We start from the raw sequence: 12689 nt of genomic DNA on the forward strand, positions 1-12689 counted from the left end.
GCACTGCCGTCGTCGTCTGTCGGGTGAGGTGTCAGTCCTGGTCGCGGTGGCGCAGGACATCGCGGAGCGGGGGCACCTCGTTGCTGGGGTGCTCCATCTCCCAGTCGATGTCGCCGAGGTGCTCGACGTCGGCGAACTTCGTCTCCTGCTTGTAGACGAACTTGTTGATGGCGAAGGTGATGGCGCCCAGCACGGCGCCAACCAGCAGCAGCCAGGCGGCGACGATGTAGTCGTGGCTGGCGCGGCCGGACAGCGGGCTGGCGAGGAAGAAGGCGGTGAGGGCGCCCAGGATGGCCAAGATCGTCGGGGTCTTGAAGTGACCGGTGTCCTTGACGTCCTTGCGCAGCACCAGCACGGCGATGTTGACGATGGTGAACACGCACAGCAGCAGCAGGGCGGTGGTGCCACCCAGGGCGGTGAGGTTGCTGAACCAGACCAGGCCGAGCGCCAGGATGGTGGTGAAGATCACCGCGACCCAGGGGGTGCGGCCCTTGGCGCTCACCTTGCCCAGCGAGCGGGGCAGCACGCCCTCGTGGGCCAGGCCGTAGAGCAGGCGCGAGGCCATCAGCATGTTGAGCAGGGCGGTGTTGGAGACGGCGAACATCGTGATGCCGGCGAAGATGCCGGTCGGGAAGTTCGGGGCGCCGACCTGCAGCACCTGGAGCAGCGGCGTGGTGCCCTCACCGAGCTTGCTCGGGGCGACCAGCGAGACCGAGGTGATGGCGATCAGGACGTAGATGACGCCGGTCAGGCCCAGGCCCAGCAGCAAGATCTTCGGGAAGGTGCGCACCGGGTCCTTGGTCTCCTCGGCCATGTTCACGGCGTCCTCGAAGCCGACCATGGCGAAGAAGGCCAGGGCGGTGGCGGCGGTCACGGCGCTGAAGGCGGTCTTGCCCTCGGCGACGTTGACCTGGGTCAGGCGGCTGAAGTCGGCGCTGCCCTGGGTCATTGCCCAGATGCCGACGAAGATGACGATCAGCAGGCCGGACAGCTCGATGCAGGTGAGCACAACGTTGAGCTTCACCGACTCGGAGACGCCGCGCAGGTTGATCAGGGCGACCAGGATGAGGAAGCCGCCGGCGATCATCTTGAGGCCCATGCCGTGTTCGTCGAAGTCCCAGCCGAACATGGCGGCCATGTTGCCGGCGAAGGCCTTGGAGGCCGACGCCGAGGAGGTCAGGCCGGAGCACATGACGGTGAAGGCGACGATGAAGGTGAAGAAGTGGCTCTTGAACGCACGCTGCGTGTACAAGGCGGCACCCGCGGCCTGCGGGTACTTGGTGACGAGTTCGAGGTAGCTGAAGGCCGTCAGCAGGGCGACGAGGAAGGCGGCGAGGAAGGGCAGCCAGACGATGCCGCCCACCTGTGCGGCAACCTTGCCGGTGAGTGCGTAGACGCCGGTGCCCAGGATGTCGCCGACGATGAACAGCAGCAGCAGTCCGGGTCCAAGCACGCGCTTGAGGGAGGGCTCGGAGCCGCGTCCCTGCTCGGTGGTGTCGTTGGTGGTCATGCGCAAAGCTTCAGGGCTGGATACCCTCCCTGTCCAGCACCTGGAGCTTCCGATCAGGTCCGGGTTCTGGCGCCGAGTACCTCCACCAGGCGCCCGAGGTAGGCCTCACAAGCGGTGATCTGGTCCAGGGCGAGGAACTCGTCGGCCTTGTGGGCCTGGGCGATGTCACCGGGGCCGCAGACCACCGCGGGGATGCCACCGCGCCCGAACTGGCCCGCCTCGGTGGCATAGGCCTCCTTGTCCTCGCTCGGCAGGCCCCCGAGCTGTTCGGCCAGCTCAACCACCCAGGCGTCGGCGGGGGTGTCCAGGGCCGGGGCCTGGGCGTCGACGACCACCTCGACGTCGGCGGCGGGGTTCTCGGCCTTCATGCGGCTGCGCAGCTGGTCGCAGAAGGCGTGCAGCTCGGCGACCAGCTGGTCGAGGTCATTGCCGGGCACGGTGCGGCACTCGAGCACCAGCTGGGCCCGGCCGGGGACGATGTTGCCGGCGGTGCCGCCGGTGAACTGGTTGACCCCGCCGGTGGAGTGGCTGATCGGGTAGGCCTCATCGAAGGGGCCGTGCTGCTTCCATCCCTCTGCCACCTGGTTCCACCAGGCCACCAGTTCGGCGCCGTAGTGGATGGCGTTGACGCCGTGGGTGGTCAGCGAGCTGTGCGATTCGACGCCGGTGAAGGTGACGGTGACGTAGCAGACGGACTTGTGGGCGCGCACGATGCGCATGCTGGTGGGCTCCCCGACCAGGGCGGCGCGAGGTGCCAGTCCGAGCTGGTTGATCTGCTCGACGATCGCGTCGCCGCCGCGGCAGCCGACCTCCTCGTCGTAGCTGAGGGCGTAGTGGATCGGTTCGGCGAGCTCTGCGGCCACGAAGCGGGGCAGCAAGTGCAGGGCGATGCCGAGGTAGCCCTTCATGTCGGCGGTGCCGCGGCCGTACAGCAGGCCCTCGCGCACCTCGGGCTCGAAGGGCTCGCTCGACCACGGTTGGCCGTCGACGGGCACGACGTCGGTGTGCCCGCTGATCACGACGCCGCCGCGGGTGCAGCCGTCGGCGGCGGGCACGGTGGCCACCAGCCCCTTCTTGAGCCCGTCGGGAGAGTCGAACAGGTGGGGCTCGATGCCGTGGCGGCGGAACTCCTCGGCCACCAGGTCGATGACGCCCTGGTTGCTGCCGCGACTGGTGGAGTCGACGCGGCACAGCCGGCTGATCCACTCCAGGCTGGCCGGGCTGGCAGGCTGGGCGGGGCTGGCAGGCTGGGCGGGGCTGGCGGTCTGGCGCTGCTCGGGGCTCATGGCTCCCATTGTGCCGTGCAGCGCTGTTTCCCGGACCTCTCGCCCGCCATCGTCCACAGCCTCCGCGCTTGTCCACAGGTGGACCTCGTTCTCCACAGCCCCGGGGATCCGTCCCGAGGGGTGGTCCTGTGTGCGGCATGATGGACAGCGTGAGTGAACCGTCCCCCCTGCGCATCGGGGATGCCGAGCGTGACGACGCCGCCGAGCTGCTGCGCGAACACCTGTCCGCGGGTCGCCTGCGGCTGGACGAGTTCGACGAGCGCCTCGGCCAGGCGCTGGCCGCGCGCACCCAGCCGGAGCTGGACGCGCTGTTCACCGACCTGCCCGGGCGACGCCCCGGTCGGTCCTCGGCACCGGCCATCCCCACCCTTGATCCCATCGGCGCCGCCACCGAGAAGGTCCCCTCGCCAACCGGCGAGCAACCTGCCCCGGCGCAGGAGCGGCCGTGGTGGACCAGCTTCTGGATCTTTCCGGCCGCCATCGCGCTGGCGGCGGTGACCAGCGGCCGGATGGGGCCCCTGGTGGCACTGGCCGCCGTGTGGGTCTTCTGGCTGGGACCCACCATCGCGGCCGGCACGCAGTCCCGACAGCTGCCCGACCAGCAGCGCCGGGAACTGGACTGACATGGAGCTCCCCGAGCAGGTGCAGGCCATCTGCGAATCCTTCACCCACGCCCTCAACCACAGCGCCGAGGGCCTCCTGGAAGGTCTCTACCTGCGGGGATCGCTGTGTTGGGGGGAGTTCTTCACCAGCTCCGATGTGGACTACACCGCCGTGCTCTCGCGCCGTCCCCAGGCCGATGACCTGCGCGCCCTGGAGGCGGCCCACGCCCAGGTCTGGCTCGACTTCACCGACCACGACTTCGACGGCCACCACGTCGTCATCGAGGACCTGCAGCGCCCCGCGGACCAGTGCCCGCCGGTGCCGTGCACCCATGCCGGGAGCTTCGAGCCCGAGGGCCGCACCGACCTGAACCCGGTGGCCTGGCACGAGCTGGCCACCCGCGCCATCCGCGTCACCGGCCGCGACCCACGGGTGCTCGGCATCCACGCCCCGCACGAGGAGCTGGTGGCCTACTCCCGGGAGAACCTGGCCGCCTACTGGGCGCGCACCGCCCGCGAGCTGAAACTGGGCTGGCTGGTGATCGGCCGCCATGACGATGCCGTGGCCTGGTCGGCGCTGGGCGTGGCCCGCTTGCACCACCTGCTCGCCACCGGCGAGATGACCTCCAAGTCCGGGGCCGGGCGTTATGTGCAGACCACCCTTGACGAGCGCTGGCACAAGCTCGCTGCGGAGGCGCTGCGGATCCGCGAGGACCCGTCGGCCAGCAGCCACTACGGCTCGCTGTCCGAACGGGGCAAGGACCTGCGAGACTTCGTCGCCTGGGCCGTCGCGGACGGCGAGGCCCGGGCGCAGGAGGCACGGCATGGTTGAGATGGGCCCCGACGAGTTCGAGGAGCTGGCCGCCGAGGCGCTGGAGGAGATCCCCGACCAGCTGATGGAGCTCGTCGACAACTGCCTGCTGATCATCGAGGACGCCAACGAGCAGGACCCGACGATCCTGGGCCTGTACGAGGGTATCCCGCTGACCGAACGGGGCCACTCCTGCTCGGCAGTGCTGCCCGACCGCATCTTCATCTACCGCCTGCCCACGCTGCGCATGTGCCAGACCCGCGAACAGGTGGCCGACGAGGTGCTCACCACGGTCGTGCACGAAGTGGCCCACTTCTTCGGGATCGAGGACGGGCGTCTGCACGAGCTGGGCTGGGGTTGAGCTGGCGGGTGAGCGCCGCCCGTGACGGTGCGCTCGACGCGTGGCGCACGGTGTGGAAGGCACTGGTGGCCCAGCTCGTCTGAGCTGGGCCACCAGGGACTCTCACGTCATCGGCCGTCAGAAGCGGTTGTCGCCCTCGGCCTTGGTCTCGGCGGTGTCCTCGGTCTTCACGGCCCCGTAGAAGCCGCGGTCCTCGTCATCATTGGTCTCGGCGGCACGGCCGGGCTTCACCTCGGCCTCGGAGGAGTTGCCCGACTGCTCGGCGCGGGCGGCCTGACGCTCGATCGGGTCCTCGGCGACGGTCCCGGCGTCGATGTCGGAGCCCTGCTTGGCGGCCTGGTCGGCCTCGGTGCGCACGGCAGTTCCGGGCGTCACGGTCGACCCGCTCCTGGTCTCGGCCTTGTCGAGGACCGAGGCGATGACCTGCTTGATCTTGCTGACGACGCCGGTGGCCTTGCCCTGGGTCTTGGCGTCGATCAGCTCGGCGGCCTTGTCGACGGTGCTGTCGATCTTGGCGCGGTTCTTGTGCACCGCCTCGCTCGCCTTGGCCGCGGCCTCATCGGCGGCCAGGCGAGCCTTGGCGGTGGCCTCCTTGGCCTTCTCCTGGGCCTGGGCGGCCTTGTCGCTGTTGGCACCCTCGTTCAGCTTGGCCTTGGCCTGCTCGGTGCGCTCGGCGGCCTTGGCCTTGGCGGCATCGGCCTGCTCCTTGGCCCTGGCGGCGGCCTCGGCGGCCTTGGCCTTGGCCTGCTCGGCGTCGAAGTTCTTCTCGGTGCTGAAGTTCTGCTCGTTCGTCATCATCGCTCCTGATCTCGTCAGTGGGGGTCCTTGCTGGTTGGACCGCGACGGTGCATGTGGTCCTGCCCCGCCACGTGACCCGGGGCCTTCGGTTCCACGGTATTCGTGTCACCTCGTCGAGGGCCAGCCTTCCATCGACGCTGTGGGCGAACACTACTCCCACAAGCAGTGACATCGGGTGACAGGATGGGTGCATGAGCATCCCAGAGCGCTGGCGCGAGGCCGTCGTGCTGCAGGTCTATCCCCGCAGCTTCGCCGATTCCGACTCCGACGGGATCGGTGACCTGCCGGGCATCACCTCCCGCGCCGACCACCTGGCCTGGCTGGGCATCGACGCGGTCTGGCTCAGCCCCTTCTACCCCTCGGAGCTGGCCGACGGTGGCTATGACGTCGACGACCACCGCGCCGTCGACCCCCGCCTGGGCACCCTGGACGACTTCGACGAGATGGTCGCGGCGTTGCACGAGCGCCAGATCATGGTGATCGTCGACCTGGTGCCCAACCACACCTCGCACCGCCATGCCTGGTTCCAGCAGGCGCTGGCCGCCGGCCCCGGCTCCCCGGAGCGCGCCCGCTACGTCTTCCGCGACGGGGCCAACTGCGGCGGCGAGCCCCCGAACGACTGGCAGAGCCTGTTCGGCGGCTCGGCCTGGGAGCCGGTGGGCGACGGCCAGTGGTACCTGCACCTGTTCGCCGCCGAGCAGCCAGACCTGGACTGGGGCAATCCCGAGGTGCGCGAGGACTTCGAGCGGACACTGCGCTTCTGGGCCGACCGCGGTGTCGACGGTTTCCGCGTCGATGTCGCCCACTCGCTGGTCAAGGACCTCTCGGAGCCCTGGGAGCCGTGGGCCACGGTGCAGCATTTCGCCCGGCCCGACGGCTCGCACCCCTGGTTCGACCGCGAAGAACTCATGGAGGTCTACCGCGGCTGGCGGCGCGTCTTCGACTCCTATGACCCGCCCCGTTTCGCCGTGGCGGAAGCGGCCGTACTGCCCGAGCGTCGCTCCCGCTATGCCAGCCCCGAGACGCTGGGCCAGGCCTTCAACTTCTCGATGCAGGAGGCGGACTGGCGTGCCGACGACGTGCGCGAGGTCATCATGCAGGCCCTCGAGGAGGCGGAGCGCACCGGCGCCAGCACCACCTGGCTGCTGGGCTGCCACGACACACCCCGGGTGGCGAGCCGACTGGGGCTGCCCACCCCGCCCGAGCCGCGGGTCTTCACCGACGAGGCCTTCCCCGAGGAGCCGGCCTTCCGCCACGACACCCAGTGGCTGGCCCGCCAATGGCTGCTGGCCGACGGCGCCCACCCGCTGGTCGACGTCGAGCTGGGCCGGTCCCGCTCCCGTGCCGCCCTCATGGCCGAGCTGGCCCTGCCTGGCTGCACCTACATCTTCCAGGGCGACGAACTGGGCCTGCCCGAGGTGGCCGACCTGCCGCGTGAACTGCTCACCGACCCCTTGGCGACCCGCTCGTCGCGGGAGAAGGGGCGCGACGGTTGCCGGGTTCCCCTGCCGTGGACCCGGGAGCGCAGCGGCTCGCCGAGCTGGGGTGCGGGCGGTTCCAGTTTCGGCTTCGGCGGCGGCGGGGCGCACCTGCCGCAGCCGGAGGTCTTCGGGGAGCTCTCGGTGGAGGCACAGCTGGACGACGAGGACTCGATGCTGCACGTGGTGCGGCGCGCCATCGTGCTGCGCTCCCGGCTGCTGCCGCTGGTGTCCGCCGAGCCCTTGCGATGGCTGGCCGGCACCGACGAGTTGTTGCACTGGGCGCGGGGCGGCTGGCACTGCCTGACCAATTTCGGTGACCAGTCGGTGCCGCTGGACGACCCGTCGCTGGAGCGGCTGGGGTTGGGTGGTTGCCAGCTGCTGTTGGGCAGTGCGCCGGTCGAGCTGACCCTGCCGCCGTCGGCGACGGCCTGGTTCGCCACCGAGGAGCTGGCGGCTGCCGTGGCGCACGCAGACCAGGACGCTGGTCTCAGCGGACGGTGAAGCCGGTCAGGCCCTGGTGTGCTCCGGTGGCGACGTGCACCTGGTCGACGCCCGCCCAGCGGGGGCCCTGCCGGCACCACTCGACGAGTCGCTCGACGGCCTGCTGCCCGCCCTCGGCGTGCACCTCGACGGTGCCGTCGGGGCGGTTGCGGACCCAACCGTCGACCCCGAGCTGCTCGGCCTGCTGGGCGCAGCTCCAGCGGTAGCCGACTCCTTGCACCCTCCCTGTGACCACCAGGTCGACGGCGTGGCTCATGGCTTCATCCTTCCGTGGGTGGGGTTGGTGGCAGTGGCCTGTTCCCGGTGGAGTTCCACGACCTCGTGCAGGGCCTTCAGCACATAGGGCGGGTAGTCCATTCCTTGGCGGTCGGCCCACAGCACGGCCGCCTTGAAGCGGCCGGGCTCCTGCTGCTTGATCGGCTGGATGATGGTCTCGGAGATGGCCCGCTCCCCCAGCGCGTCGAGCTCCTTGGTGAGCGTGGAGTAGGCCAGCACGACCTGGCGTTCGGTGGAGGCCCCGGTGAGGTAGTAGAGCATCCTCGAGACGTCCTGCACCTGGGGGATGTGGGCCAGGGCGCCGAGCACCTTCACCTGCAGGCCCGCCTCGAGGTGGGGGGGGCGGTGGTGACCAGGCCGAGGTCTGCCTGGAGCTGGTCGAGGATGGCGCCGTGGGCGAGCTCCTGCGGGCCCCAGACCTCGGCATAGAAGAACTCGTCGACGGTGCTGGGATTGGGCAGGACTGCGAGCAGTTCGAGCAGGTTGCGCTCCACCTCGCGTTCGACATGGGCGAGGTAGTCGAGGGTGCCGGTGAAGCGTTCTCGCATGGCGCGGGGGTTGATGATCGTGCGGTCCACCCCAGCGAGGGCCAGCGGGGGGTGCTCGTCGCGCATCCGTTCGACGTGGCCATGGAGGCCCTGGCCGGTGACGCGTGCCATGTCACCATCCTAGGCGGGGCAGCTCGGGTCCAGAGGGCGTCTGACCAGGTGGAAATTCCTGCCTCACCAGCACTGATGGTGCCGTCCGGGCGCGAGCCAGGGGCGCCCACTCCGGGTGGAGTGGACGCCCCTGGCCCGTGCGACCCGTGCACACAGCGTCGCGGCGGTGCCGCGTGGATGTCAGGCCTGCTTGATGGCCGAGATCTCGAACTCGAGGGTGATCTTCTCGCTCACCAGCACGCCGCCGGTGTCGAGGGCCGCATTCCAGGTGAGGTCGAACTCACGACGGTTGACCTCGGTCTTGCCCTCGAAGCCGATGCGCTCGTTGCCGAAGGGGTCGGTGGCGGCACCGGTGAACTCGAAGGGGATCGTGACGCTCTTGGTGACGCTCTTGATGGTCAGGTCACCGGTGATCTCGACGGTGTCGGCGTCGACGGCCTGCACCTGGGTGGAGGCGAAGGTGATCTTCGGGAACTTCTCGACCTCGAAGAAGTCGCCGCTGGTGAGGTGGGCATCGCGGTCGGCATTGCGGGTGTCGATGCTGGCGACGTTGATGTCGACGGTCACGCTGCTGGCCGCCGGGTCCTGGCCGTTGACCTGGGCGGTGCCGCTGAAGTCGGTGAAGGAGCCGCGCACCTTGGTGATCATGGCGTGACGGGCCACGAAACCGAGGGTCGAGTGGGTGTTGTCGAGGATGTAGGTGCCCTGGAGGTTCTTCATGTCAGTCATGTCTTCTCCCTGGATTGCTGCTGTGTGGATTGCTGCTGTGGCTGGAGCGGTGTGGCCCCGCCCCAGAAGTTCGAGGTGCCGGTCGCCGGGGGGCCGACCAACTGGTTCCCAGCCTAGCCCAGTTTTGGTTGAAATTTCAACCCATCTTCGGGGAGTCAACCCCGAAAGGCATCCCAAGAAGATGAACGCCCTTGCCAGACCGTTCCTGAAGATCCGCGCCACGCCCCCACGTCCCCCTCCACGACGCGGCACGGCCGACCACCTACAGTGACTCCAGACCCACCCGCCCCGAAAGGCTCCCATGACCGCCCAGCAATGCCAGCCCACCCGCCGTGGACCGCTCGGCGCCCTGCTCTGCCTCTCGGTGCTGGGGGCACTCCTGCTCGGCTCCGCGACGCCCCAAGGGGTGCCCGCCGAAGCCGCACCCCGACCCGACACGCGCTGGATCGTGCGCACCACCAGCAATGACAGCCTGGCCCGGGCGCAGACGCGCGCCGCTGCGAGCGACCATCGGATCCACCACCGCTTCACCAGGGTGTTCCCGGGCATGACGGTCACCATGGACGAGGCTTCCGCCGCGAAGCTGCGTGCGCTGCCCGGCGTCGTCTCGGTCACCCCCGACACCCGCATCCACGCCGCGGGCACCCAGAACAACCCGCCCATCGGCCTGGACCGGATCGACCAGGCAAGCCCCCGACCCAGCCGCAGCTTCAGCGCAGTGCACACCGGCGCTGGCGTGACGGCCTATGTGCTCGACTCGGGGCTCAACCTGTCGCACGCCGACTTCACCGGACGCGTCACCCAGGGCCCCAACTACGAGGAGCCCGGCACCCCGCCGACGGACTGCGCCGGTCATGGCACCCACGTCGCCGCCACCCTGGCAGGTACCCGGTTCGGGGTGGCCAAGCAGGCCACCATCGTGCCGGTCAAGGTGCTCGACTGCAGCGGCGGGGGCTTCACCAGCAACATGATCGCCGCCCTCGACTGGGCTGTGGGAGACCACCGGGCCGGCACCCCCGCCGTGCTCAACATGAGCGTCGGGGGCGCGACGAACAACGAGATGACCGCCGCGGTGAAGGCCGCAGTGGCCGACGGCATCACCGTGGTCGCGGCTGCCGGCAATGCCGAGCAAGGCATGCCAACCGTCGATGCCTGCACCATCAGCCCCGCCAGCACCCCGGAGGCCATCACCGTGGCCAATGCCTCCGTCGACAACCGCCAGGCCGCCGACTCCAACCACGGACGCTGTGTGGACCTCTACGCTCCGGGCGTCGGTATCCGTTCGGCCTGGATCGGCAGCAACAGCGCCACCATGGTGGATTCCGGAACCTCCATGGCGGCCCCACACGTCGCGGGAGCAGCAGCCTTGGTGCTGCAGGCCCGTCCCGCCTGGACCCCGGCGCAGGTGAGCAACCAGTTGCTCACCCAGTCACAGAAGAATGTGGTGATCAAGGCCTCCTCCGGCACCCCCAACCGAATGCTCCAGAGCGTCGGCAGCATCACTCCTGCCCGCTGATCCCGCGGCGGGAGCCGTGGTGGAGACGTATTTCACACCGGCCCCTCTCGCGGTATCGTGTGCCCATCTGCTGGCAACGAGCGCCAGACCGTTCGCCTCACCACCAGCACTTGACCACTCTGTCGAGGCGTTCCGCCTCGGTTCAAGGAGGAACTGCACATGACCAACGCCACCTTCACCGTCGGCGAGAAGTCCGTCGACCTGCCCTTCGTCAAGGCGACGCAGGGCAACGATGGCCACGACATCGTCAAGCTGCTGGCCGGCACCGGCGACACCACCTACGACCAGGGCTTCTCGAGCACCGCCTCGTGCAAGTCGGCGATCACCTTCATCGACGGTGACAAGGGCATCCTGCAGTACCGCGGCTACCCGATCGAGCAGCTGGCCGCGCAGTCCAGCTTCCTCGAGGTCGCCTACCTCGTCATCTACGGTGAGCTCCCCACGGCCGACCAGCTGGCCACCTTCGAGCACCGCATCACCCAGAACATGATCATCGACGAGCGGATGCGCGACTTCTTCCGTTGCTTCCCCCGTCGCAGCCACCCGATGCCCGTGCTCGCCGCCGGCATCATGGGCCTGAGCACCTTCAACTCCGAGACCACCGACCTGACGCCGGAGGCCATCGAGGAGGCGACGATCCGCCTGCTCGCCAAGGTGCCGACGCTGGCCGCCTATGGCTACAAGAACTCCATCGGCAAGCCCACGCTCTACCCCGACTACTCGCTCAGCTACGTCGAGAACTTCGAGCGCATGAGCTTCGGCAGCCCGGCCGAGCCCTACCAGATCGATGACGCCATCACCCGCGCCCTCGAGGTGCTGCTGATCCTGCACGCCGACCACGAGCAGAACTGCTCCACCTCCACCGTGCGCCTGGTCGGCTCCTCGCAGGCCAACATCTACGCCTCGGTCGCCTCCGGCGTGAATGCCCTGTCCGGCCCGCTGCACGGCGGCGCCAACCAGTCCGTGCTGGAGATGCTGCAGCAGATCAAGGACTCGGGCATGAGCGTCCAGGAGTTCGTCACCAAGGTGAAGAACAAGGAGTCCGGCATCAAGCTCATGGGCTTCGGACACCGCATCTACAAGAACTACGACCCGCGCGCCGCGCTGATCAAGAAGCATGCCGACGAGGTGCTCAAGCTCAAGGAGGGTCGCCGCGACCTGCTGGACATTGCCCAGGAGCTCGAGCAGACCGCCCTCGAGGACGACTACTTCCAGTCGCGCAAGCTGTACCCGAATGTGGACTTCTACTCGGGCCTGATCTACGAGGCCATGGGCTTCCCGGTCAACATGTTCACCGTGCTGTTCGCCATCGGCCGCCTGCCCGGCTGGATCGCCCAGTGGCGCGAGCAGCAGGCCGATCCGGCCACGAAGATCGGCCGCCCGCGCCAGGTCTACGTCGGCCAGACCGAGCGCAACTTCGTGCCGATGGACCAGCGCTGACCGGTTCGTCACGCACAGCACTGACAGGGGTCCTGCCTTCGGGCAGGGCCCCTGTCGGCCGTTCTGCCGACGGCGATAGGCCCTTCCCGTGATGGGTGTGGCCTCGCAGACTGGAGCCATGACCCAGTTCACGCAGCAAGAGATCGAGACCATCCGCAACGGTGCCATGGGAGCGATTGCCCTGGTGTCGCAGGCTGAGCCGGGCTTCCTCGCCACCTTCAAGGAGTCGATGGCCGCCTCCAAGGCTCTGGCCGGGGCCCCCGAGGAGTTCATCCAGGTGATGAAGAGCGGCATCTCGCTGCCGCCCGCCGCCGGCAACAGGGCCGAGATGGAGGACAGGCTCATCGAGAACCTGCGCCAGGCCGTCGGAGCCGCCAGCAAGGACCCAGCCACCCTGGACGCGCTCAAGAACTACGTGAGCGCCGCAACCCAGCAGGTGGCCGAGGCCGCCAAGGGAGTCTCCCCGGGGGAGTCCGCCATGATGGAGCGCATCCACGGCGTGCTGCAGCAGGACCCGGCCGAGGCCGGGGTCGTCGCCGGCGAGGGGCTCGGCAGCCCCGAGCACGCCGCCGCACCGCAGGCGACCGCCGCCGAGGCGCAGCAGTCGACGCCTCCCACCACGCAGCCCGGCCAGCCCCTGCAGCAGGACCATCCGCAGGCCTGATCCACACCGCACCTGAGCCACGACACACGGGAGGGCCCGGTCCATCTGGAACTGG

Annotated in this window: 14 protein-coding genes; 7 read left to right on the plus strand and 7 right to left on the minus strand. The window is 69.2% G+C overall.

Annotated features, from left to right (window positions below; genetic code table 11):
• Nucleotides 1-31 precede the first annotated feature (31 nt).
• Together ACHFFZ_RS11690 and argE are read right to left on the minus strand one after the other, a co-directional pair.
• Nucleotides 32-1510: an APC family permease gene (locus tag ACHFFZ_RS11690; protein WP_394276789.1), complete on the minus strand. Its 1479-nt coding sequence runs from the start codon at nt 1508-1510 to the stop codon at nt 32-34.
• 53 nt (nt 1511-1563) lie between these two features.
• Complete coding sequence (gene argE / locus ACHFFZ_RS11695) at nt 1564-2796, minus strand: acetylornithine deacetylase (protein ID WP_394276790.1); 1233 nt, start codon at nt 2794-2796, stop codon at nt 1564-1566.
• A gap of 149 nt (nt 2797-2945) precedes the next feature.
• Between argE and ACHFFZ_RS11700 the strand changes: the two genes are divergently transcribed.
• The 3 genes from ACHFFZ_RS11700 to ACHFFZ_RS11710 are packed head-to-tail and all read left to right on the plus strand — an operon-like array spanning nt 2946 to nt 4570.
• Entirely contained in the window at nt 2946-3419 is a 474-nt protein-coding gene (locus ACHFFZ_RS11700; RefSeq protein ID WP_394276791.1) for a DUF1707 domain-containing protein, read from the plus strand.
• A 1-nt stretch (nt 3420) separates the two neighbouring features.
• On the plus strand, nt 3421-4230 hold the full coding sequence (locus tag ACHFFZ_RS11705; RefSeq protein ID WP_394276792.1) for a hypothetical protein: 810 nt from the start codon (nt 3421-3423) through the stop codon (nt 4228-4230).
• Nucleotides 4223-4570 (plus strand): metallopeptidase family protein, encoded by a 348-nt coding sequence (locus tag ACHFFZ_RS11710; RefSeq protein ID WP_394276793.1) that lies wholly within the window; start codon nt 4223-4225, stop codon nt 4568-4570. The genes ACHFFZ_RS11705 and ACHFFZ_RS11710 overlap by 8 nt, the downstream gene beginning before the upstream one ends.
• Nucleotides 4571-4687: 117 nt before the next feature.
• Here ACHFFZ_RS11710 and ACHFFZ_RS11715 read toward each other — a convergent pair whose 3' ends face one another.
• On the minus strand, nt 4688-5368 hold the full coding sequence (locus tag ACHFFZ_RS11715; protein WP_394276794.1) for an Rv0909 family putative TA system antitoxin: 681 nt from the start codon (nt 5366-5368) through the stop codon (nt 4688-4690).
• Nucleotides 5369-5559: 191 nt separating this feature from the next.
• On the opposite strand from ACHFFZ_RS11715, the gene ACHFFZ_RS11720 reads away from it, so the two are divergent.
• Complete coding sequence (locus tag ACHFFZ_RS11720) at nt 5560-7350, plus strand: glycoside hydrolase family 13 protein (RefSeq protein ID WP_394276795.1); 1791 nt, start codon at nt 5560-5562, stop codon at nt 7348-7350.
• Here the strand turns inward: ACHFFZ_RS11720 and ACHFFZ_RS11725 are convergent.
• The 4 genes from ACHFFZ_RS11725 to ACHFFZ_RS11740 all read right to left on the minus strand — a co-directional run bounded on the left by ACHFFZ_RS11725 (nt 7337) and on the right by ACHFFZ_RS11740 (nt 9014).
• Nucleotides 7337-7606 carry an acylphosphatase gene (locus ACHFFZ_RS11725; RefSeq protein WP_394276796.1) on the minus strand — a complete coding sequence of 90 codons (270 nt, stop codon included), beginning with the start codon at nt 7604-7606 and terminating at the stop codon, nt 7337-7339. The genes ACHFFZ_RS11720 and ACHFFZ_RS11725 overlap by 14 nt on opposite strands.
• Nucleotides 7603-7941 carry a hypothetical protein gene (locus ACHFFZ_RS11730; RefSeq protein WP_394276797.1) on the minus strand — a complete coding sequence of 113 codons (339 nt, stop codon included), beginning with the start codon at nt 7939-7941 and terminating at the stop codon, nt 7603-7605. Before ACHFFZ_RS11730 ends, ACHFFZ_RS11725 begins: the two co-directional genes overlap by 4 nt.
• Entirely contained in the window at nt 7938-8285 is a 348-nt protein-coding gene (locus ACHFFZ_RS11735; protein ID WP_394276798.1) for a hypothetical protein, read from the minus strand. Before ACHFFZ_RS11735 ends, ACHFFZ_RS11730 begins: the two co-directional genes overlap by 4 nt.
• A 180-nt stretch (nt 8286-8465) precedes the next feature.
• Nucleotides 8466-9014, minus strand: a complete 549-nt coding sequence (locus ACHFFZ_RS11740; protein WP_394276799.1) for a YceI family protein — start codon at nt 9012-9014, stop codon at nt 8466-8468.
• A 301-nt stretch (nt 9015-9315) separates the two neighbouring features.
• Here ACHFFZ_RS11740 and ACHFFZ_RS11745 point away from each other — a divergent pair, with 301 nt between their 5' ends.
• The 3 genes from ACHFFZ_RS11745 (at nt 9316) to ACHFFZ_RS11755 (ending at nt 12634) form a co-directional block, all read left to right on the plus strand.
• The gene (locus tag ACHFFZ_RS11745; protein WP_394276800.1) at nt 9316-10530 is read left to right on the plus strand and encodes a S8 family peptidase; all 1215 of its coding nucleotides are present in this window, start codon (nt 9316-9318) and stop codon (nt 10528-10530) included.
• Nucleotides 10531-10689: 159 nt separating this feature from the next.
• Complete coding sequence (locus tag ACHFFZ_RS11750) at nt 10690-11970, plus strand: citrate synthase (RefSeq protein ID WP_394276801.1); 1281 nt, start codon at nt 10690-10692, stop codon at nt 11968-11970.
• Nucleotides 11971-12088: 118 nt separating this feature from the next.
• Nucleotides 12089-12634 (plus strand): hypothetical protein, encoded by a 546-nt coding sequence (locus ACHFFZ_RS11755; RefSeq protein WP_394276802.1) that lies wholly within the window; start codon nt 12089-12091, stop codon nt 12632-12634.
• Nucleotides 12635-12689 lie beyond the last annotated feature (55 nt).

The organism is Luteococcus sp. (assembly GCF_043424415.1).
Lineage (GTDB): Bacteria > Actinomycetota > Actinomycetes > Propionibacteriales > Propionibacteriaceae > Luteococcus.

Coding starts and splice junctions, on each gene's coding strand:
- ACHFFZ_RS11745 (WP_394276800.1), top strand. CDS start 9,316: ATGACCGCCCAGCAATGCCAGCCCACCCGCCGTGGACCGCTCGGCGCC.
- ACHFFZ_RS11735 (WP_394276798.1), bottom strand. CDS start 8,285: ATGGCACGCGTCACCGGCCAGGGCCTCCATGGCCACGTCGAACGGATG.
- ACHFFZ_RS11705 (WP_394276792.1), top strand. CDS start 3,421: ATGGAGCTCCCCGAGCAGGTGCAGGCCATCTGCGAATCCTTCACCCAC.
- ACHFFZ_RS11725 (WP_394276796.1), bottom strand. CDS start 7,606: ATGAGCCACGCCGTCGACCTGGTGGTCACAGGGAGGGTGCAAGGAGTC.
- ACHFFZ_RS11715 (WP_394276794.1), bottom strand. CDS start 5,368: ATGATGACGAACGAGCAGAACTTCAGCACCGAGAAGAACTTCGACGCC.
- ACHFFZ_RS11740 (WP_394276799.1), bottom strand. CDS start 9,014: ATGACTGACATGAAGAACCTCCAGGGCACCTACATCCTCGACAACACC.
- ACHFFZ_RS11690 (WP_394276789.1), bottom strand. CDS start 1,510: ATGACCACCAACGACACCACCGAGCAGGGACGCGGCTCCGAGCCCTCC.
- ACHFFZ_RS11720 (WP_394276795.1), top strand. CDS start 5,560: ATGAGCATCCCAGAGCGCTGGCGCGAGGCCGTCGTGCTGCAGGTCTAT.
- argE (WP_394276790.1), bottom strand. CDS start 2,796: ATGAGCCCCGAGCAGCGCCAGACCGCCAGCCCCGCCCAGCCTGCCAGC.
- ACHFFZ_RS11755 (WP_394276802.1), top strand. CDS start 12,089: ATGACCCAGTTCACGCAGCAAGAGATCGAGACCATCCGCAACGGTGCC.
- ACHFFZ_RS11710 (WP_394276793.1), top strand. CDS start 4,223: ATGGTTGAGATGGGCCCCGACGAGTTCGAGGAGCTGGCCGCCGAGGCG.
- ACHFFZ_RS11750 (WP_394276801.1), top strand. CDS start 10,690: ATGACCAACGCCACCTTCACCGTCGGCGAGAAGTCCGTCGACCTGCCC.